20 protein-coding genes are annotated in these 19,519 nt (G+C 71.5%); 4 read left to right on the forward strand and 16 right to left on the reverse strand.

Features of this window, described 5'->3' with window-relative positions:
• Positions 1-52: 52 nt before the first annotated feature.
• From gatB to OG912_RS07700, 9 genes are all read right to left on the reverse strand, one after another.
• Positions 53-1,561, reverse strand: a complete 1,509-nt coding sequence (gatB, locus tag OG912_RS07660; protein WP_327708721.1) for an Asp-tRNA(Asn)/Glu-tRNA(Gln) amidotransferase subunit GatB — start codon at positions 1,559-1,561, stop codon at positions 53-55.
• A 14-nt stretch (positions 1,562-1,575) separates the two neighbouring features.
• Positions 1,576-1,818, reverse strand: coding sequence for a hypothetical protein (locus OG912_RS07665; RefSeq protein WP_148020961.1), 243 nt, complete (start codon positions 1,816-1,818; stop codon positions 1,576-1,578).
• Complete coding sequence (gatA, locus tag OG912_RS07670; RefSeq protein ID WP_219572239.1) at positions 1,815-3,317, reverse strand: Asp-tRNA(Asn)/Glu-tRNA(Gln) amidotransferase subunit GatA; 1,503 nt, start codon at positions 3,315-3,317, stop codon at positions 1,815-1,817. Before gatA ends, OG912_RS07665 begins: the two co-directional genes overlap by 4 nt.
• A gap of 5 nt (positions 3,318-3,322) precedes the next feature.
• On the reverse strand, positions 3,323-3,619 hold the full coding sequence (gatC, locus tag OG912_RS07675; RefSeq protein WP_003966094.1) for an Asp-tRNA(Asn)/Glu-tRNA(Gln) amidotransferase subunit GatC: 297 nt from the start codon (positions 3,617-3,619) through the stop codon (positions 3,323-3,325).
• 375 nt (positions 3,620-3,994) lie between these two features.
• Positions 3,995-6,169 (reverse strand): putative bifunctional diguanylate cyclase/phosphodiesterase, encoded by a 2,175-nt coding sequence (locus tag OG912_RS07680; protein WP_443060957.1) that lies wholly within the window; start codon positions 6,167-6,169, stop codon positions 3,995-3,997.
• Positions 6,170-6,430: 261 nt separating this feature from the next.
• Positions 6,431-8,641 (reverse strand): NAD-dependent DNA ligase LigA, encoded by a 2,211-nt coding sequence (gene ligA, locus OG912_RS07685; protein WP_327708723.1) that lies wholly within the window; start codon positions 8,639-8,641, stop codon positions 6,431-6,433.
• A 30-nt stretch (positions 8,642-8,671) separates the two neighbouring features.
• Entirely contained in the window at positions 8,672-9,697 is a 1,026-nt protein-coding gene (locus tag OG912_RS07690; protein ID WP_326738904.1) for a methionine synthase, read from the reverse strand.
• Between the two features lie 60 nt (positions 9,698-9,757).
• The gene (locus OG912_RS07695) at positions 9,758-10,447 is read right to left on the reverse strand and encodes an SDR family oxidoreductase (RefSeq protein WP_327708724.1); all 690 of its coding nucleotides are present in this window, start codon (positions 10,445-10,447) and stop codon (positions 9,758-9,760) included.
• 38 nt (positions 10,448-10,485) lie between these two features.
• Complete coding sequence (locus tag OG912_RS07700) at positions 10,486-11,025, reverse strand: TIGR00730 family Rossman fold protein (RefSeq protein WP_327708725.1); 540 nt, start codon at positions 11,023-11,025, stop codon at positions 10,486-10,488.
• Positions 11,026-11,102: 77 nt separating this feature from the next.
• Here OG912_RS07700 and OG912_RS07705 point away from each other — a divergent pair, with 77 nt between their 5' ends.
• Both OG912_RS07705 and OG912_RS07710 read left to right on the forward strand, forming a co-directional pair.
• On the forward strand, positions 11,103-11,438 hold the full coding sequence (locus OG912_RS07705; protein WP_327708726.1) for a DUF427 domain-containing protein: 336 nt from the start codon (positions 11,103-11,105) through the stop codon (positions 11,436-11,438).
• Between the two features lie 107 nt (positions 11,439-11,545).
• Complete coding sequence (locus OG912_RS07710) at positions 11,546-12,346, forward strand: alpha/beta fold hydrolase (RefSeq protein ID WP_327708727.1); 801 nt, start codon at positions 11,546-11,548, stop codon at positions 12,344-12,346.
• A gap of 166 nt (positions 12,347-12,512) precedes the next feature.
• Here OG912_RS07710 and OG912_RS07715 read toward each other — a convergent pair whose 3' ends face one another.
• Both OG912_RS07715 and mnmA read right to left on the reverse strand, forming a co-directional pair.
• The gene (locus tag OG912_RS07715; protein ID WP_327708728.1) at positions 12,513-13,139 is read right to left on the reverse strand and encodes a hypothetical protein; all 627 of its coding nucleotides are present in this window, start codon (positions 13,137-13,139) and stop codon (positions 12,513-12,515) included.
• 116 nt (positions 13,140-13,255) lie between these two features.
• The gene (mnmA, locus tag OG912_RS07720) at positions 13,256-14,386 is read right to left on the reverse strand and encodes a tRNA 2-thiouridine(34) synthase MnmA (protein WP_327708729.1); all 1,131 of its coding nucleotides are present in this window, start codon (positions 14,384-14,386) and stop codon (positions 13,256-13,258) included.
• A 61-nt stretch (positions 14,387-14,447) separates the two neighbouring features.
• On the opposite strand from mnmA, the gene OG912_RS07725 reads away from it, so the two are divergent.
• Positions 14,448-15,125, forward strand: coding sequence for an N-acetylmuramoyl-L-alanine amidase (locus tag OG912_RS07725; protein WP_326738898.1), 678 nt, complete (start codon positions 14,448-14,450; stop codon positions 15,123-15,125).
• Between the two features lie 25 nt (positions 15,126-15,150).
• On the opposite strand, the gene OG912_RS07730 is transcribed toward OG912_RS07725, so the two are convergent.
• From OG912_RS07730 to OG912_RS07740, 3 genes are all read right to left on the reverse strand, one after another.
• Positions 15,151-16,320: a cysteine desulfurase family protein gene (locus OG912_RS07730; RefSeq protein ID WP_327708730.1), complete on the reverse strand. Its 1,170-nt coding sequence runs from the start codon at positions 16,318-16,320 to the stop codon at positions 15,151-15,153.
• A 143-nt stretch (positions 16,321-16,463) separates the two neighbouring features.
• Positions 16,464-16,829 (reverse strand): DUF4190 domain-containing protein, encoded by a 366-nt coding sequence (locus tag OG912_RS07735; protein WP_327708731.1) that lies wholly within the window; start codon positions 16,827-16,829, stop codon positions 16,464-16,466.
• A 46-nt stretch (positions 16,830-16,875) separates the two neighbouring features.
• On the reverse strand, positions 16,876-17,052 hold the full coding sequence (locus OG912_RS07740; RefSeq protein WP_327713653.1) for a hypothetical protein: 177 nt from the start codon (positions 17,050-17,052) through the stop codon (positions 16,876-16,878).
• Between the two features lie 87 nt (positions 17,053-17,139).
• Here OG912_RS07740 and OG912_RS07745 point away from each other — a divergent pair, with 87 nt between their 5' ends.
• Complete coding sequence (locus tag OG912_RS07745) at positions 17,140-17,781, forward strand: TetR family transcriptional regulator (RefSeq protein WP_327708732.1); 642 nt, start codon at positions 17,140-17,142, stop codon at positions 17,779-17,781.
• Between the two features lie 98 nt (positions 17,782-17,879).
• Here the strand turns inward: OG912_RS07745 and OG912_RS07750 are convergent, their stop codons facing one another.
• Together OG912_RS07750 and OG912_RS07755 are read right to left on the reverse strand one after the other, a co-directional pair.
• Entirely contained in the window at positions 17,880-18,749 is an 870-nt protein-coding gene (locus tag OG912_RS07750; protein ID WP_327708733.1) for a thioesterase family protein, read from the reverse strand.
• 92 nt (positions 18,750-18,841) lie between these two features.
• Positions 18,842-19,501: a trimeric intracellular cation channel family protein gene (locus tag OG912_RS07755; RefSeq protein WP_326738893.1), complete on the reverse strand. Its 660-nt coding sequence runs from the start codon at positions 19,499-19,501 to the stop codon at positions 18,842-18,844.
• Positions 19,502-19,519: the final 18 nt, after the last annotated feature.

Genomic DNA, 19,519 nt, shown 5'->3' on the forward strand with positions numbered 1-19,519 from the left:
CGCCCGGTGGAGAACCGGATGCACCGCCCCTTCGCGGTCGTACGGGAAGACGTCAGCCCTCGACGCCGAGCTTCTCCAGGATCAGCTCGCGCACCCGGGCCGCGTCCGCCTGGCCACGGGTGGCCTTCATGACGGCGCCGACGAGGGCACCGGCGGCCGCGACCTTGCCACCACGGATCTTGTCCGCGATCGCGGCGTTGCCCGCGATGGCCTCGTCCACGGCCGTGGACAGCGCGCCCTCGTCGGAGACGACCTTCAGGCCGCGCTTCTCGACGACGGTGTCCGGGTCGCCCTCGCCCGCGAGGACACCCTCCAGGACCTGGCGGGCCAGCTTGTCGTTGAGATCGCCGGAGGCGACGAGCTCGGCGACCCTGGCGACCTGCGTGGGGGTGACACCCAGCTCGTCGAGGGCGCGGCCGGTCTCGTTGGCGTTACGGGCCAGCTCACCCATCCACCACTTGCGGGCCTGGTCCGACGGGGCACCCACCTCGGTCGTGGCCACGATCAGGTCGACCGCGCCCGCGTTGAGGATGGACTGCATGTCGTGCTCGGAGACACCCCACTCCTCCTTGAGCCGGGCGCGGCGCAGCCGCGGCAGCTCGGGAAGCCCCTTGCGGAGCTCCTCGACCCACTCCCGGGCCGGGGCGACCGGCACCAGGTCGGGCTCGGGGAAGTAGCGGTAGTCCTCGGCGTTGTCCTTGATGCGGCCGGCCGTGGTGGAGCCGTCCTCCTCGTGGAAGTGCCGGGTCTCCTGCACGATCGTGCCGCCCGAGTTCAGCACCGCGGCGTGGCGCTGGATCTCGAAGCGGGCGGCGCGCTCGACGGAACGCAGCGAGTTCACGTTCTTCGTCTCGGAGCGGGTACCGAACGCCTCACGGCCGTGCGGGCGCAGCGACAGGTTCACGTCGCAGCGCATCTGGCCCATCTCCATGCGGGCCTCCGAGACGCCGAGCGCCTTGATGAGCTCGCGGAGCTCGGCGACGTACGCCTTGGCGACCTCGGGGGCGCGTGCGCCCGCTCCCTCGATCGGCTTGGTGACGATCTCGATGAGCGGGATGCCTGCGCGGTTGTAGTCGAGCAGGGAGTGGGACGCGCCGTGGATGCGGCCGGTGGCACCGCCGACGTGCGTCGACTTGCCGGTGTCCTCCTCCATGTGGGCGCGCTCGATCTGCACCCGGAAGATCTCCCCGTCCTCCAGCTGGACGTCCAGATAGCCGTCGAAGGCGATCGGCTCGTCGTACTGGGAGGTCTGGAAGTTCTTCGGCATGTCCGGATAGAAGTAGTTCTTCCGGGCGAAGCGGCACCACTCGGCGATCTCGCAGTTCAGCGCGAGACCGATCTTGATGGCGGACTCGACGCCGATCTCGTTCACGACCGGCAGCGCGCCGGGCAGCCCGAGACAGACCGGACAGGTCTGCGAGTTGGCGTCCTGCTTGAGCTCGGTGGAGCAGCCGCAGAACATCTTGGTCTTGGTGCCGAGCTCGACATGGACTTCGAGGCCCATGACGGGGTCGTACGTCGCGAGGGCGTCCTCGTACGACTCCAGGTCAATGACAGTCACTGAAACTTTCCCTCTCAGCCCAGCAGGACGTCGTCGTCGCCGAGACGCTTGAGCTCGCGGTAAAGGATGGCGAGTCCGGTCACGATCGCGGCGGCGGATACGGCGGCGTCGATCAGCCGCAGCGTGTCGTTGTCCTGGCGGGCCATCTTCACCTGCTTGAACACGCTGAGCGCGCCGAAGGCGGTGGTGCCCATGGACACGTACGCGCCGGTCTTGGACTTCTTGAAGTTCTTGGCCTTCTTAGCCATTGCACTCATAGCGACGGAGCCTCCTCAAGCAGCGGGTGTCCCCACTTTTCCACGAATGCGGCCTCAACGGCGGCTCCGACCTTGTACAGCCGGTCGTCCTTCATGGCGGGGGCGATGATCTGCAGCCCGACCGGCAGGCCGTCCTCCGGCGCCAGGCCGCAGGGCAGCGACATGGCTGCGTTGCCGGCGAGGTTGGTCGGAATGGTGCACAGGTCCGCGAGGTACATCGCCATCGGGTCGTCGGCGCGCTCGCCGATCGGGAAGGCGGTGGTGGGCGTCGTCGGGGAGACGATGACGTCCACCTGCTCGAACGCCTTCTCGAAGTCCCGCGTGATCAGGGTGCGGACCTTCTGCGCCGAGCCGTAGTACGCGTCGTAGTAGCCGGAGCTCAGCGCGTACGTACCGAGGATGATGCGGCGCTTGACCTCGTCGCCGAAGCCGGCCTCGCGGGTGAGCGCGGTGACGTCCTCGGCGGACCTCGTGCCGTCGTCGCCGACCCGCAGGCCGTAGCGCATGGCGTCGAAGCGGGCGAGGTTCGAGGAGCACTCGGACGGCGCGATGAGGTAGTACGCCGAGAGGCCGAGGTCGAAGGACGGGCAGTCCAGCTCGACGATCGTGGCGCCGAGCGACTTCAGCAGCTCGACCGACTCGTTGAAGCGCTGGACGACACCGGCCTGGTAGCCCTCGCCCGAGAACTGCTTCACGACACCGACGCGCATGCCCTGTACGGAGCCGTTGCGCGCGGCCTCGACGACCGGCGGGACCGGGGCGTCGATGGACGTCGAGTCGAGCGGGTCGTGCCCGGCGATGGCCTCGTGGAGCAGGGCCGCGTCCAGGACCGTACGGGCGCAGGGCCCGCCCTGGTCGAGGGAGGACGAGAAGGCCACCATGCCGTAGCGGGAGACGCCGCCGTAGGTGGGCTTGACGCCGACGGTGCCGGTGACGGCGGCGGGCTGGCGGATGGAGCCGCCGGTGTCCGTGCCGATGGCGAGCGGGGCCTCGAACGACGCGAGGGCCGCCGACGAACCGCCGCCGGAGCCGCCCGGGATGCGGGTGAGGTCCCACGGGTTGCCGGTCGGGCCGTAGGCGCTGTTCTCGGTGGAGGACCCCATGGCGAACTCGTCCATGTTGGTCTTGCCGAGGATGACGACGTCGGCGGCCTTCAGCCGCTTGGTGACGGTCGCGTCGTACGGCGGGACCCAGCCTTCGAGGATCTTGGAGCCGACGGTGGTCGGCATGTCCTCGGTGGTGAAGATGTCCTTCAGCGCGAGCGGGACGCCGGCCAGCGGGCCGAGCTTCTCCCCGGCCGCCTTCTTGGCGTCGACGGCGCGGGCCTGCGCGAGCGCGCCCTCGCGGTCGATGTGCAGGAAGGCGTGGACCTTCTCGTCGACGGCCTCGATCCGGGCCAGGTGGGCCTCGGTGACCTCGACGGCCGTGAGCTCACCCGAAGCGATCTTCGCGGCGATCTCGGCGGCGGTGAGCTTGATGATGGTGCTGATGTCCGTCATGACTTTTAGTCCTCCCCCAGGATCTGCGGCACCTTGAAACGCTGCTGCTCCTGGGCCGGGGCGCCGGAGAGCGCCTGCGCGGGGGTGAGCGACGGACGGACCTCGTCCGCGCGCATGACGTTCGTCAGCGGCAGCGGGTGGGAGGTCGGCGGTACGTCTTGATCGGCGACCTCGGAGACGCGGGCGACCGCGCCGATGATGTCGTCGAGCTGACCGGCGAAGTGATCGAGCTCTTCGCCCTTCAGCTCCAGACGCGCCAGCCGGGCGAGGTGGGCGACCTCCTCGCGCGTGATGCCAGGCATGCAGCGATCCTCAGGGGTTGGTGTGTGGTTTTGGCTGGGGGTCGGTGGCACATTTCCACCGTCCGTCCGAAGGACGGGCCTCGCGGCGTCCGGTGCGTGCGATCGCAAGGCGCCGGAGCGCCCTCGTGGCGGAGCCACGTGGGCGTTTCGGCAACGCGGCGAGCGTGCGTGCCAGGCGTCGCGAGGCAGGTGGAAATGTGCCACCGACCCCCAATCCTATGGGGTCGCCCGTACCGGCCACGGCCACCCGGGGCAGACCCGCCCGGCGCTTGAGGGCAAAGCGATCACCGGCACCCGTCAAGCGCGTCCGGCGATTGAGGACAAAGCGGCCACCGGGCGCCATCTGTCACCTCGCCGCAGCCCGCGCCCCCGCCCCTACGTCGTCGCGGGCCGCGAGTTGACCGCCCGTCCGGACGGGCGCTGCTCCAGCTCGGCCGGCGTCGTGGCAGCGGCCACACTCGCCGCCGCGGCGGCCGCCGCGGCAGCCGCCGCCAGCTCCGCCGGCCGCCGCCATCCGTGCTCGCCGCGCGCCCGCAGCCATGCCGTCGTCTCCTGGGGCGGCATCGCGGCCGCCACCAGCCATCCCTGGACCGCGTCGCAACCCAGGTCCCGCAGCCGCTCCCACGTCTCGTCGTCCTCGACACCCTCGGCGACGACCACCAGACCGAGCGAGTGGGCCAGGTCGATCGTGCAGCGGACGATCTCCGCGTCCTCGTGGTCGATGGCGAGCCGGGCCACGAACGACCGGTCGATCTTGAGCTCACTGACCGGCAGCCGACGCAGATGGACCAGCGAGGAGTACCCCGTACCGAAGTCGTCCAGCGACATCTTCACGCCGTGGCCGGTCAGTCCGGCGAGGGTGTCCGCCGCCCGCTGCGGGTCCTCCAGCAGCACGTGTTCCGTTATCTCCAGCTGCAGGGCGCCGGGCGGGACGCCGTGCCGGGCCAGCCGGGCCGCGACGCCGCCCGCGAACCCCGGGGTGTGCACATCGCGCGGGGACACGTTGACCGCGACCGGGACGAAGAGCCCCTGCGCCCGCCACCGGGCGACCTGGGCCAGCGCCGTCTCCAGGACGTACTCCGTGAGGTGCGGCATCAGCCCGGAGGACTCGGCTATGGCGATGAACTCGTCCGGGGGGACCCGCCCCCGCTCCGGATGCACCCAGCGCACCAGCGCCTCCAGGCCGGCCACCTGACCGTCGAACCGGACCTTCGGCTGGTAGTGGAGCTCCACCTCGCCGGCGTCCAGCGCGCGTCGCAGATCGCCGAGGAGGCCGAGCCGGTCCGGGGTGTTGCTGTCGCGCTTCGACTCGTACACCTCCACGCCCGTACGGTCGCGCTTGGCCTGGTACATCGCCACGTCCGCTCGGCGGAGCAGCCCCTCCGCGTCCAGCGCGTGGTCGGGGTAGACGGCGACGCCGGCGCTGGCCTCCAGCACCAGCGTGAGTCCGTCGAGGTCCAGCGGCGAGGAGAGCTCGGCCACCAGATGGCGGGCGATGCGCTGGACGCTCGTGGTGGAGTCCGCGGCCGGCAGCAGGACGGCGAACTCGTCGCCGCCGAGTCTCGCCGCCTCCGCGCCGCGTGGCAGGGCGAGCCGCAGCCGGTCCGCTATCTGCAGCAGCAGCCGGTCCCCGGCGAGATGGCCGAGGGTGTCGTTGACCGCCCGGAAGCGGTCCAGGTCGATCAGGACGAGGCCGACCCGGCTGCCGAGGCTCTCGGCCTCCTCCAGCGCCGTCCACGTCCGCTCCAGCAGCCACTGCCGGTTCGGCAGCCCGGTCAGCGGGTCCCGCAGCTGCTCCTCCGCCCTGGCACTGGCGATCCAGAGCGTGGAGTCCAGCGCGATCAACGGGACCGCGAAGAGGGGCAGCAGGACGGGCATGGCCATCGCGACGACGCAGATCAGCGGGGCGATGCCGAGGAGGGCGACGGCGACGAGCCCCTGTCTCAGCAGCGCGGTGCGGGCGACCGTCGGCAGCCCGCCGTTCTGCGGGGACCGGGCGTACCACAGCAGGACCCGGGTGACGAGGAGATACGTGGAGGCCGCCAGCAGGACTTCCGGGACGGCGTCGATGCCCCAGTCGAGTGGCCGCCAGGGCGATTCGACGCTCTGCACCTCGCCGAACGCGGCCAGGACGAGCGCCGCCGCGCCCACGCCCAGGATGTCCACCGCCCCGTGCAGCAGCCCCTGCCACCAGCGGTGCCGCCGGGCCACGCCGACGAGGACGACCACGACCAGGCTGACCAGGCCGGCGGGCACCCAGCCGTAGAGAAGCAGCACAGCGAGGGTGAGCGCGGCGCCGGAACCGGTGCCGCCCCACCAGCGGTCGCGGCCGAGCGCGACCAGATGGCCGACGACTATCCCGGTGAGGACGGCGAGCGACCAGCCGGCCTTCCCGTCCGGGAAGAGGGCGTGCCCGCCGCTCACGGTCCGGTAGAAACCGGTCGCGAGCTGGACCGTGGCGAGGCCCACGACGACGGCACCCACTTTGGGCATGAGTCCGACGAAACCTTGCAGCCGCGACACCGGTGCGGCGTTCTCGGTCGGTTTCATTCCGTCCCTCTCACAGCCGGCGGCGCCGATGTCACCTGATCGTTCCGTTCCGTGCCTCCGCGCCCCGGTTCCACCCGGTGGACGGGCACCGCGGGCGCATCTCTCAACAGTAGGCCGCAGAAGGCTCCCAGGGGCAGCGGTCTACAGCTCTTGCCCGAATGCGAACCGACCACCCGTCAGTATCTGCTATGCGCCGATCGGGTGAATCCGACGGTGCGTCACCCCCACCTCACCCTCCGGCACACTTTCCTTTCACTCCTCCTACTGCTCCTCGACCGGGACCGCGGCCTCACGCGCCGCGTCGGGTCCCTGGTCGAGCAGCACCGCGAAGCCGTCCTCGTCCAGCACGGGCACCTTCAGCTGCATCGCCTTGTCGTACTTCGACCCGGGGTTGTCGCCGACCACCACGAAGGACGTCTTCTTCGAGACCGAGCCGGTGACCTTCGCCCCGCGGCTCTGGAGGGCGTCCTTCGCACCGTCCCTGGTGTGCCCGGTCAGGGTGCCGGTGACCACGACGGTGAGTCCTTCGAGCGGCCTCGGCCCCTCCTCCTCACCGGCTCCCTCGTCCTCCATCCGGACCCCGGCCTCACGCCACTTGCGCAGGATCTCGCGGTGCCAGTCCTCGGCGAACCACTGCTTGACCGAGGCGGCGATGATCGGCCCGACCCCGTCGGCGTCGGACAGCTCCTGCTCGGTGGCCTCGTCGATCCGGTCGATGGAACGAAACTGACGGGCCAGCTCCTGGGCGGCGACCGGCCCGACATGGCGGATGGAGAGCCCGGTGAGGATCCGGGCCAGCGGGGCCTCCTTCGCCCCGGCGATGGCGTCCAGCATGGCGAGAGCGTTCTTCTTCGGTTCGCCCTGCTGGTTGGCGAAGACCGTCGCGATCTTCTCCTCACCGGTCTTCGGGTCCCGCTTGGGCAGCCCGCTGTCCATGTCGAGGACGTAGGCGCGGATGGGCAGCAGCTGCTCGACGGTCAGCCCGAAGAGATCGCCCTCGTCCCGGAGCGGCGGATCGGCGGGCTCCAGCGGCCGGGTCAGGGCTGCGGCGGCGACGTATCCGAAGTGGTCGATGTCCAGGCACTTGCGGCCTGCCAGATAGGCGACCCGCTCCCGCAGCTGCGCCGGGCACGAGCGGGCGTTGGGGCACCGGACGTCGATGTCGGCCTCTTTCATGGGCCGCAGTTCCGTCCCGCACTCGGGGCAGTGGGTGGGCATGACGAAGGCCCGCTCGGTGCCGTCGCGAAGGTCGGTGACCGGGCCGAGGATCTCGGGGATCACGTCGCCGGCCTTGCGGAGCACGACGGTGTCGCCGATCAGGACGCCCTTCGCCCGGACCACGTTCTGGTTGTGCAGGGTCGCGAACTCGACCTCGGAGCCCGCCACCTCGACCGGTTCGACCTGGGCGTACGGGGTGACGCGTCCGGTCCGGCCGACGCCGACGCGAATGTTGACGAGCTTGGTGTTGACCTCCTCCGGCGCGTACTTCCAGGCGATCGCCCAGCGCGGTGCGCGTGAGGTGGAGCCGAGCCGGCCCTGGAGCGGGATCTCGTCGAGCTTGACGACGACTCCGTCGATCTCGTGCTCCACGGAGTGCCGGTGCTCGCCGAAGTACGCGATGAACTCCCGGACCCCTGCGAGGGAGTCCACCACCTTGTTGTACTTGGCGGTGGGCAGACCCCATTCGTGGAGCAGCTCGTAGGCGTGCGAGAGGCAGTCGATGTCGAAGCCCTCGCGGGCGCCGATGCCGTGGACCACCATGTGCAGCGGCCGGGTGGCGGTGACCTTGGGGTCCTTCTGGCGCAGTGAACCGGCCGCCGCGTTGCGCGGGTTGGCGAAGGGTTTGTCCTCCGCCTCCACCAGCCGGGCGTTCAGCTCCTCGAAGGCTTCCATCGGGAAGAAGACCTCGCCGCGGACCTCGACGAGCGCCGGGATCCGGTCGCCCTTCAGCCGGTGCGGGATCTCCGCGATCGTACGGACGTTGGGCGTGATGTCCTCGCCGGTACGGCCGTCACCCCGGGTCGCGGCCCGGGTCAGCAGCCCGTGCTCGTAGGTGAGGTTGACGGCGAGGCCGTCGATCTTGAGCTCGCACAGGAAGTGGTAGCCGGTGGCGCCCACGTCCCGGGCGATCCGCTCGCCCCAGGCGGCGAGCTCCTCGTCGTCGAAGGCGTTGTCCAGCGACAGCATCCGCTCGCGGTGCTCGACGGAGGTGAACTGCGTCCGGTACGGCCCCGCGACCTTCTGGGTCGGCGAGTCGGGCGTGCGCAGCTGCGGGTACTCGCCCTCCAGGGCCTCCAGCTCGCGCAGCTGCCGGTCGAACTCCGCGTCGCTGACGACCGGCTGGTCGTTCACGTAATAACGGAAGCGGTGCTCCTCGATCTGCTCGGCCAGGAGCGCGTGCCGCTCCCGCGCCTTGGCCGGCACGGCCGTCTCCTGTTCGCCTGGCAAAGACGTCTGCTGTTCGCCGGCCATCGTCCCGTCCTCCCGTTACCCAGTGCCCCGTTACTCAGGGTTGTCTGCGAGCGATTTCGCGGCCCGGGCGCAGTGGGCGAGCGCGGCACGGGCGTACGCGGGCGAGGCACCCGCGAGACCGCACGAGGGGGTGATCGCCACGGACTCGGTCAGAGTCCCCGGATTCAGCCCCAGCCTGCGCCACAGCGTCCTGACACCCATGACGCTACCGCCCGGGTCGGACAATCCGCCCGAGGCCGGGTCGGTGCCCGGCACCACCCCGAGGAACAGCTGGGTTCCGCCCTCGACCGCTTCCCCGATCGCCTCCTCCTCACGCTCGGTGAGCAGGGAGAAGTCGAACGAGATTCCGTCGGTGCCGGCCCGGCGCAGCAGGGCGAACGGCACGTCGGGGGCGCAGGTGTGGACGACCGTGGCTCCGTCTCCGGCCACACCCAGCACGTCGCGCAAGGTGTCCTCCACGACCTGGCGGTCCACGGCCCGGTAGGTCCGGTAGCCGCTCGCCGTCCTGACCCGCCCGAGCAGGACCCCGGTCAGCGACGGTTCGTCGAGCTGGAGGATCACGCGCGCACCGGGCATCCGGCGCCGCACCTCGGCGAGGTGGTTGCGCAGCCCCTCCGCGAGCGAGCCCGCCAGGTCGCGGCAGGCGCCGGGGTCGCCGAGGACGGCCTCGCCGCTCCGGCGCTCCAGCGCGGCCGCGAGCGTCCACGGCCCGACGGCCTGCACCTTGAGCGGGCCCTCGTACCCCTGGGTGAACTCCTCCAGCGCGTCGAGGTCCTCGCCGAGCCAGGACCGGGCCCGGCGGGTGTCGCGCCCCGGCCGGTCGCTGATGCGCCAGCCGCTCGGCTCGACGTGTCCGTACATCTCGACGAGCAGCCCGATGGTCCGCCCGATCATGTCCGCGCCGGGGCCGCGTGCGGGCAGTTCCGCCAGATACGGCACGCCCTGGCCGTCCCCGAAGGAACCGGTGACGGTCTTCGCCGTCTCCCGGGCGTCCCCTCCGGGCATCGAACCGATTCCGGTGGCCGGGCAACCGCTGAACTTGCTCTTCTCGCTCACGCGCGAAGCCTACGGCGGTCCGGAGCCCGAGCCGTCAGCGGCCGATCCGCACGCGGGCCGTCAGCGGCCGGGACGCACCGTGAGGTCGTTGACCTCGGCGTCGCGGGGCAGGTCCAGCGCCATCAGGATCGTGGTGGCGACGGACTCCGGGTCGATCCAGCGGGAGGCGTCGTACTCCTTGCCCTCCTGCTGGTGGACCTTCGCCTGCATGGGGCTGGCGGTGCGCCCGGGGTACACGGACGTCACCCGCACCCCGTTCCCGTGCTCCTCATGGCGCAGCGAGTCGGCGAGCGCCTTCAGCCCGTGCTTGCTCGCGGCGTACGCGCCCCACTCGGCGTGGGCGGCGAGCCCGGCGCCGGAGTTGACGAAGAGGACGTGGCCCTGGGCGACCCGCAGCTGGGGCAGCAGGAGGCGGGTGAGCTCGGCCGGGGCGATGAGGTTGGCGTTGAGCTGGAAGTGCCAGGCCTTGGGGGTGAGCTCGCCGACGCGGCCGAGTTCGACGACGCCCGCGATGTGCAGCAGCGAGTCGAGCCGCTCCGGCATCGGCTGCTGGCCGAAGGCCCAGGAGAGCCGGTCCGGGTTGGACAGGTCGCCGACGAGTGTGCGGGCGCCGGGGTGGAGCGCGGCCAGTTCCTTGGCGCGGCCCGCGTCACGGGCCAGCAGGACGAGCTCGTCGCCGCGTTCCGTGAGACGGCGGGCGACGGCTGCGCCGATGCCGGAACCGGCACCGGTGATGAGGTGAGTGGACATACGCCCATCGTCGCACCCGCCACCTCACCCCCGGTCCCTCACTGCAGGCCGGCCCACTCCTCCAGGTAGGCCAGGGCGCCGACGCCGTCCTTCGCGAAGAAGACCAGGTCGGTCAGCGGGACCGGCAGGAAGCCCTCGTCCTCCATGCGCTGGAACTGCTGGCGGAGCCCGTCGTAGAACCCCGCCGTGTTGAGCAGCACGACCGGCTTGGTGGTCTTGCCGTGCTTCTTGAGTTCCAGGATCTCGGTGGCCTCGTCGAGCGTGCCGGTGCCGCCCACCATGACCACGACCGCATCGGACTTCTCCAGGAGCAGCGCCTTGCGCTCGGCGAGGTCCCGGGCGATCACCATCTCGTCCGCGTCGGTCCGCGCCTTCGCAGCCAGGAAGTCCACCGACACCCCGACCAGCTTCCCGCCCGTCTCCTGCACACCGTCGGCGACGACCTTCATCAGCCCGCTCTCCGAGCCGCCCCAGACCAGGGTGTGCCCACCGCGGCCGATCAGTTCGGCGAATTCGCGGGCGGGCACGGTGTAGCGGTCGTCGAGGTCGGCGGCGGAGAGAAAAACGCAGATCTTCATGACTGCCACGGTAGAGCCCGGCACCGACAGCACGGAATCCGGGGAAGAAACACGCGGGCCCCGCGGCTGAGGAATACATGACTGCCACCCGAGGACATCTCATCACCGTCGAGCCCTCCACCGAGCATGTGCGCGTGGTCCGTGACGGGGTGCTGCTCGCCGAGAGCCGGCGCCCGCTCGTCCTGCGCGAGACCGGCTGTCCGGTCCGCTACTACCTGCCGCCGGAGGATGTCCGTACGGAACTGCTGACACCGTCGGACACCCGAACCCACTGCCCGTTCAAGGGAGATGCCGCCTACTGGTCCCGCCCGGAGGCGGCCGACCTCGTCTGGGCGTACCCGGAGCCGAAGGCCGAAGTGGCCGAGATCAAGGACCACTTCTGCTTCTACGACACCGAGGCCCTGGCCGCCTGACGGCTTGACCGGCCGTCAACAACCGCTCTGAGCTGCGGAGACGAGAAAGTTCAGAAAGTTTTCGCGGAGAGCGATGAGTTTCCGCGCGCCTCGCAGTCCACCCCCACATGGACAAGACTCTCTCCCGCGACGGCACCCTGATCGCGTACCGGCGCCGGGGCGAAGGACCGCCGCTGATTCTGGTGAGCGGCGCACTGGGCACCGCGGCGACCGAGGCTCCGCTGGCCGGCCTCCTCGCGCCGCACTTCGAGGTCGTCACGTACGACCGGCGCGGCCGGGGCTCCAGCGGGGACGGTTCGCCGTACGCGGTGGAGCGCGAGATCGAGGACCTGGCCGCCCTCGCGGAGGCGGTGGGCGGCCGGCCCTCGGTGTTCGGCGTCGGGGCCGGCGGCGCGCTGGCCCTGGAGGCGCAGGCCGCCGGGCTCCCGGCCGCCCGGCTCGCGGTGTACGAGCCGCCCTACACCCCGGGCACCGCGGGCCTCCTCTTCAAGGCCGGCTGCACGGCCCGGCTGCACCGGCTGCTGTCCGCCGGGGACCGGGGCGGGGCGGTGGAGCTGTTCCTGTCCATGACGGGGGTCGCGGCCGACATGGTCGCCAGGATGCGGCGGGCGCCGCTGTGGCGGACCCTGGAGTCCATGGCGCACACCCTGGCGTACGACGACGCGGTGCTGGGCGACGGCTCGGTTCCGGCGGAGCGGTTCACCTCGGTGACGGCACGGACCCTGGTGGTCTGCGGCGGTTTCAGCCCGGCCGGCGCGAGGACGTCGACCTGCCTGCTGGCGGACGCCCTGCCCCGGGGCCGGCACCGCACGCTGACGGGACAGGCCCGGGAGCTGGCGCCGCAGGCCATCGCTCCGGTGCTGGCGGAGTTCTTCACCCGGGACGCGCACGTGCGCCAGGCGTCCTGAATCCGGGGGTGTGCGGAGGCCGGGCCTCCTGAGCGCACGCGGGCGGGCCGGGGGGCCGAGAACACCCCGCGCGGCTACGCCCGTACAGGGGTCGGGCGTTCCCGCGCGGGGCACCGAGGGCGTTCCGGGCGCCGAAGAACGGTGCCGGGCCCGGCAACCGGTGCCCCTATTGCCGCTCCAGCAGCAGATTCGCTATGACTGCCACGGGAACGATGGAGAGCGGGAACGCCCAGGGCGCGTGTGCCAGCCATCTCTTGGGCGATCTGGATCGGTCGCGCAGGCTGACATTCACCAGCGAGCCGACGATCCGGAGATCGGGCGCGGTCGGGCCGTCAAGGACAACGCTGATCTGCACCTTCTGTTTCCTGGGAAGGTGGGCCGCAGCCAGCACCACCCTCCCGGCGGAGTCGACGGACACCGGCGGTGCCGGGGCCGAAGGGTGGTCGCTCTGCACGTCCAGGACGCCCAGGGCAGGTTCACCGAGATCGAGCAGCAACGGGTCTCCGTTGTGGAACATGGACCCGACGATGTCGCGCCGCCCCTCGTTGGCGATGACGATGAGCGCGATGTGCGGTGACGCAAGCGTTCCGCCGTTGTGCGTGACCGTGAGACTGGACGCCCCAGCGTGGCCGAGGAGATCAGTCGTCGCCGCCAGCTCGTAACCGAGCCTGAGCTTCGGGTTGTTGGCCTTCAACGTCGCCCACACCGCCAACAGGCCCACGAGCAAAGCCACAGGGACGGCCGCAGCCGCCCAGACCGTGCCGTTCTCGTACCACTCCCCCGCAAGAATCATGCCCCGTTACTACAGGGCGCGCTGCGGTCAAGTCCAACGCGAGGGGAGTGCAACGGAGTTGTCGGTGGTGGGTGCCGGAGCGCCTTCTCTGCGGGTCAAGCGCTGTCGCCGGCCCGTCAGCCCGCCGCAGCCGTCTCCCGCCGCACCGTCGTAGCGATCGTCGCCGACCCGAGCACCCGCGTCCCGTCGTACAGCACGACCGCCTGGCCGGGGGCCACGCCCCGTACCGGCTCGGCGAAGGTGACGTGGAGCGTGCCGTCGAGCAGCTCGGCGCTCACCTCGGTCTCGCCGCCGTGGGCGCGGAGCTGGGCGGTGTACGTGCCGGGGCCGGACGGCGGGGTGCCGCACCAGCGGGGCCTGATCGCGGTGAGGGCGGTCACGTCGAGGGCCTCGACGGGGCCTACCGTCACCGTGTTGTTCACCGGTGAGATGTCCAGGACGTAGCGCGGCTTGCCGTCGGCGGCCGGGTGGCCGATGCGCAGGCCCTTGCGCTGGCCGATGGTGAAGCCGAAGGCGCCCTCGTGGGTGCCGAGCTTCGCACCGGACTCGTCGAGGATGTCGCCCTCCGCCTTGCCGCCGAGGCGGTCCGCCAGGAAGCCCTGGGTGTCACCGTCGGCGATGAAGCAGATGTCGTGGCTGTCGGGCTTCTTCGCCACCGCGAGACCGCGGCGCTCGGCCTCGGCGCGGATCTCGTCCTTGGTGGTGAGGGTGTCGCCGAGCGGGAACATGGCGTGGGCGAGCTGGCGCTCGTCCAGGACGCCGAGGACGTAGCTCTGGTCCTTGGCCATGTCGGAGGCGCGGTGCAGCTCGCGGCTGCCGTCCTCGGCGAGGACGACGGTGGCGTAGTGGCCGGTGCACACCGCGTCGAAGCCGAGCGCCAGGGCCTTGTCGAGCAGGGCCGCGAACTTGATCTTCTCGTTGCAGCGCAGGCACGGGTTGGGGGTGCGCCCCGCCTCGTACTCGGCGACGAAGTCCTCCACGACGTCCTCGCGGAAGCGTTCCGCGAGGTCCCAGACGTAGAAGGGGATGCCGATGACGTCCGCGGCACGGCGGGCGTCACGGGAGTCCTCGATGGTGCAACAGCCCCGGGCGCCGGTCCGGAAGGACTGCGGGTTCGCGGAGAGGGCGAGGTGCACACCGGTCACGTCGTGGCCCGCCTCGGCGGCGCGGGCCGCCGCGACGGCGGAGTCGACACCGCCCGACATGGCGGCGAGAACACGGAGGGGGCGCTGGGAAGTCTGAGTCATAGCTCCACCAGGGTACGGGTCGCCGGGAACCGAATGCTCGCGGATAAGCGTTGTCGGTCACATGGGGACCAAGGGGACGGCGGGCGCCAAGGGCCCCGCAGGATCGGGGACCGGCAGCGGGATCAGCCGGCGCGCGGTGCTGATCGGCGGCGTCGTCACCGCAGCGGGCACGGCGGCGCTGGCGCGGGAGCAGCTGAGGCGGGCCTGGTGGCGGCTGCCCGGGGTGGAGAAGCCGCGCAAGCCGGGTGAGGTGGACTACGCGCGGGCCAGCTGGACGGCGGCCTCCGATGCGAACTGGCGGCGCGCGGACCGCCCCGACGACTACGACATCGACCGCGTGGTCATCCACGTCACACAGGGCAGCTTCAGCAGCGCGGTCGCGGTCTTCCAGGACCCGGGGCACCGGGCCGCGGCGCACTACATAGTGCGCAAGGACGGTCACGTGACGCAGATGATCCGCGAGCTGGACGTGGCGTTCCACGCGGGCAACCGCTCCTACAACGAACGCAGCGTGGGCATCGAGCACGAGGGCTTCGTGGAGCACCCGCAGGGCTTCACGACCGCGATGTACGGGGCGTCCGCCCGGCTCACCGCGGCGATATGCGCGAGGTACGACATCCCGGTGGACCGCGAGCACATCATCGGGCACGTGGAGGTGCCGGGGACCGACCACACGGACCCGGGCAAGGGCTGGGACTGGGACCGCTACATGAAGCTGGTCCGGGCGGCGAAGGTCTGAGGCGGACCGGCGGAAGGGGCCGGCGTCAGCTGAGCCCCGCCGTCCTCGCCCGCTCCACCGCCGGGCCGATCGCCCGCGCCACGTCCTCGACGTCCTGTTGGGTCGAGGTGTGGCCCAGCGAGAAGCGCAGGGTGCCGCGGGCCAGGTCCGGATCGGTGCCGGTGGCCAGCAGCACATGGCTGGGCTGGGCGATCCCGGCCGTGCAGGCGGAGCCGGTGGAGCATTCGATGCCCTGGGCATCCAGCAGCAGCAGGAGCGAGTCGCCCTCGCAGCCGGGGAAGGTGAAGTGCGCGTTGGCCGGCAGCCGGCCCCCGGGGGCCGGGTCGCCACCGAGGACGGCGTCGGGGACCTGCGCCAGGACCGCCGCCACCAGCTCGTCGCGGAGCCCGCCGATCTCCCGGGCGAAATCCTCGCGCCCGTCGGCGGCGAGCCGCCCCGCGACGGCGAACGCGGCGATGCCGGGCACGTCCAGCGTGCCGGAGCGCACATGGCGCTCCTGCCCGCCGCCGTGCAGCACGGGTACGGGGGTGTACTCGCGGCCGAGCAGCAGCGCGCCGACGCCGAACGGGCCGCCGATCTTGTGCGCGCTCACGGTCATCGCGGCGAGTCCGGAGCGGGCGAAGTCGACTTCGAGCTGCCCGAAGGCCTGCACCGCGTCGGCATGCATGGGTACGTCGAACTCATGGGCCACCGTGGCCAGTTCACGTACGGGAAGGACGGTGCCGATCTCGTTGTTCGCCCACATCACGGTGATCAACGCGACATCGTCGGGGTTACGGACCAGCGCCTCGCGCAGCACATCGGGGTGGACGCGGCCGTAGCGGTCGACGGGGAGGTATTCGACGGTCGCGCCCTCGTGCTCGGCGAGCCAGTCGACGGCGTCCAGCACCGCGTGGTGCTCGACGGGGCTGGCCAGGATCCGGGTGCGGCGGGGGTCGGCGTCGCGGCGGGCCCAGTACAGCCCCTTCACCGCGAGGTTGTCCGACTCGGTGCCGCCGGAGGTGAAGACCACCTCGCTGGGGCGGGCGCCGAGGGCGTCGGCGAGGGTCTCTCTGGACTCCTCGACGGTACGGCGGGCCCGGCGCCCGGCGGCGTGAAGTGAGGACGCGTTGCCGGTGACGGCGAGCTGCGCGGTCATCGCCGCGATCGCCTCCGGCAGCATCGGCGTGGTCGCGGCGTGGTCGAGGTAAGCCATGGTGGGCTCGATTCTACGAGCCCGCGGCGCGGCGTACGGCGGGCGCATGGGGTCCACGCGCCCGCGCACCGCGAAAGGCGCCGTCCGGGCCACCCCGATCCGGAGCCCGATCCGGTGGGGAGAGGGCCGGGAGGCGTACCCCGTCAGCCGCCGAAGTCCCAGGCGACGACACCGTTTCCGGTGACGAGGAAGGCAAGGATCGCCAGGTCGGCGACGCCGAGCGCGAGCCCGAGGAGGGCGCGGCCGCGGCGGGTGGTGGAGCGGGCCAGCGCGACGATCGCCGTGACGATGGCCGCCGGGCCGAGCAGCAGGTTCATCACCAGAAGGCCGACGAGACCGAGCACGAAGGACGCGACGGCGAGGCCGTCCGCATCCCGGGTGGGCCGCTCGACCGACGCGGCCGGCGACGGCGGAACCACCGGCGACGACGGGGCGCCCGAGGCGGAGGTGTCGCCGACGGAAGGCCGGGCGGCGGCCTCGGAGCGGCGGGGGAATGCGGTGAGTGTCATCGTGCGGACTCCTTCGGGTCTGGACGGGCGGAGAAGCTGTCGGCGGTCACCGGGAGCGGCGACGCGCGCCCGTCCGCTCACGTACGGCGAAGACCAGCAGCCAGCAGCCGATCAGGGCGCCGAGCGTCAGGGACAACGGAAGCGGAATCTGGACCACTGCTCCCAGCACGATCCCCAGCAGGAGCAGGGCGGCGACGAGGACGATCATGGTCGGCCTTCCCACGATTGAGAGTACGACTGTTCACTGACTTGTCAGTCTAGACCCGCCCTCCGCTTCCCCGCTCCAGAGAACAGTTGTTTACTGAATGGCATGAGTCACACCGCAGGCGTCCGCCAGACCCAGAAGCTGAAGACGCGCCAGGCCCTGCTCGACGCCGCCCTCGGGCTGCTGGAGCACCAGAGCCTGAGCAGCCTGGGCCTGCGCGAGGTGACGCGTGCCGCGGGTGTCACACCCACGGCCTTCTACCGGCACTTCGACGACATCGCCGCGCTCGGGGTGGCCCTGGTCGAGCAGACGCTGGACAGCCTGCACGGAATGATCGGCGCGATCCTCGCCGAGACCGGCGACAGCGAGGTCCGGCTGGACCGCAGCGTCGAGCTGATAACGCGTCATGTCCGGGAGCAGCCCGCCCACTTCCGCTTCATCGCCCGCGAGCAGCACGGCGGGGTCGGCCCGGTCCGCGAGGCCATCGCCGCCCAACTGCGGCGGTTCGCCGAGGAAGTGGCGGCGGCGCTCGCGGACGAGCCCGAGTCACGGGGCTGGAACGAGGAGGATCTGCTGATGCTGGGCGGTCTCTACGTCGACCACATGGTGATCACCGCGTCGGCCATGCTGGACGCCGGCCCGGACGGCGACGCACAGGTGGCCCGCGTCGCCCGGCGCCGCCTGCGGCTGGTCACCCTCGGCCGCCTGCACTGGCTGGACGGAGCGGCGCCGGGCAACGAGGCCTGAGCGGGCCTGCGCAGGCCGAGCGGACCCATACAGACCCGCACGGACCCGCCGCAGGCTGAGCGGACCCGCGCGGGCCTCCTACGACGCCGGTGGGGCCGTCAGCTGCTGCGCGGCGCGCGGGCGAGCTGGCGGGACTGGGCGACCAGCCGGTCCGCGCTGTCCCAGACGTCCGCGTCCTCCTCCAGGAAGCCGCCCGCCAGGTTGCGGGTGGTGATGGAGACGCGGAGCGGGCCCGGCGCGGGGCGGCAGCGGATGTGGGTCGTGAGCTCGATGGTCGGGGTCCACCCCTTGAGCCCGAGCTCGAAGGAGGTCGGCGGCAGCGCGTCCACGGTGAGGAGCAGCGAGAGCGGGTCGGCGTCACGGCCGTCCGCGAGCCCGAACCAGCCGCGCATCTCGCCCTTGCCCGACGGCTGCCCGATGGCCCAGCCGATCGTCGCCGGGTCGAGCTTGATGTCCAGCCGCTCGGTGATCGCGGAGCTGCCGGGGATCGCGGCCGGGCCGTCGCTCGGGCCGAGGCAGTGCTCACGGGGCGGGATGGCCGGCGGCTTGGCGGACGTGCGGATGTCGTCGGTCAGGGCGTCGAGGTCGCCGTAGGTGGCGATGACCCGGATGCGCTCGACCTCGGTGCCGTCCTCGGCGTACTGGAAGAGGGAGGCCTGGCCGGTGGAGAGGGTGCGCCCGGTGCGGACGGTCTGGGTGCGGATCACCGCGGGGCCGGGAACGGACGCGGTGAGGTAGTGCGCCGAGACCGAGAAGGGGTCCGGGTGGGGCAGCGCCTCGCCGAGTGCGCGGCCGAGCATGGCCAGCAGATAGCCGCCGTTGACCGCGTGGATGATCGTCCAGCCCGCGGAGAGCTCGGCGTCGTAGACGCCTTCCTCGCGGAGGGTGACGGCGGTGTCCCGGTCGAACTCGCTGTCCCCGATGGTCGCCTGCGCGGTCGGTGCCGCCTGCTCTGCTGCCTGTGCCATGGCATGCACGGTACACCGATTGCGTTACTGAGCGGTAGCTTTTTCGTGTCGGCGGGATGACGGGAATCGGTGGGACGACATGGCGCGAAGCACTACCCCTCGTCCGGCGTCGCCGAGCGCCGGTTGTAGGCGCGCGGGGCCCGCCAGTGGTAGCGCAGCGCCAGCAGCCGCAGCACGAACGCCGTCAGCACCGCGCAACCGCTGCTGAAGGCGTTGAGCGCGTCGAAGCGGATGCAGAGCACGATCATGGTCGCCCCGACGATGGCGGGCACCGCGTACAGGTCGCGGTCCCAGCGCAGCAACGACGGCACCTCGTTGGCCAGCACGTCGCGCAGCACACCGCCGCCGACCGCGGTGGCCAGGCCGAGCGCCGCCGACGCGGTGAGCCCGAGGCCGTAGTCGTACGCCTTCACCGTCCCCGTGACGCAGAAGAGGCCGAGGCCGGCCGCGTCGAAGACGTTGACGCCGAGCTGGATCCGTTCGACCTGCGGGTGCAGGAAGAAGACCAGGCCGGCGGCGAGCAGCGGGGTGGTGAAGTACCCGAGGTCCGTGAAGGCGGCGGGCGGCACCGCGCCGATGATCACGTCACGGAACAGCCCCCCGCCCAGCGCGGTCACCTCGGCGAGCACCGCGATGCCGAAGACATCGAAGTTCTTGCGTACGGCGAGCAGAGCGCCGGAGATCGCGAAGACGAAGATCCCGACGATGTCGAGCGCATGCTGGACGGAGGGCGTGAACAGTTCGTTGAGCACCGGGCAATTGTGCCGGTA

The sequence above is a fragment of the Streptomyces sp. NBC_00464 genome (assembly GCF_036013915.1).
Lineage (GTDB): Bacteria > Actinomycetota > Actinomycetes > Streptomycetales > Streptomycetaceae > Streptomyces.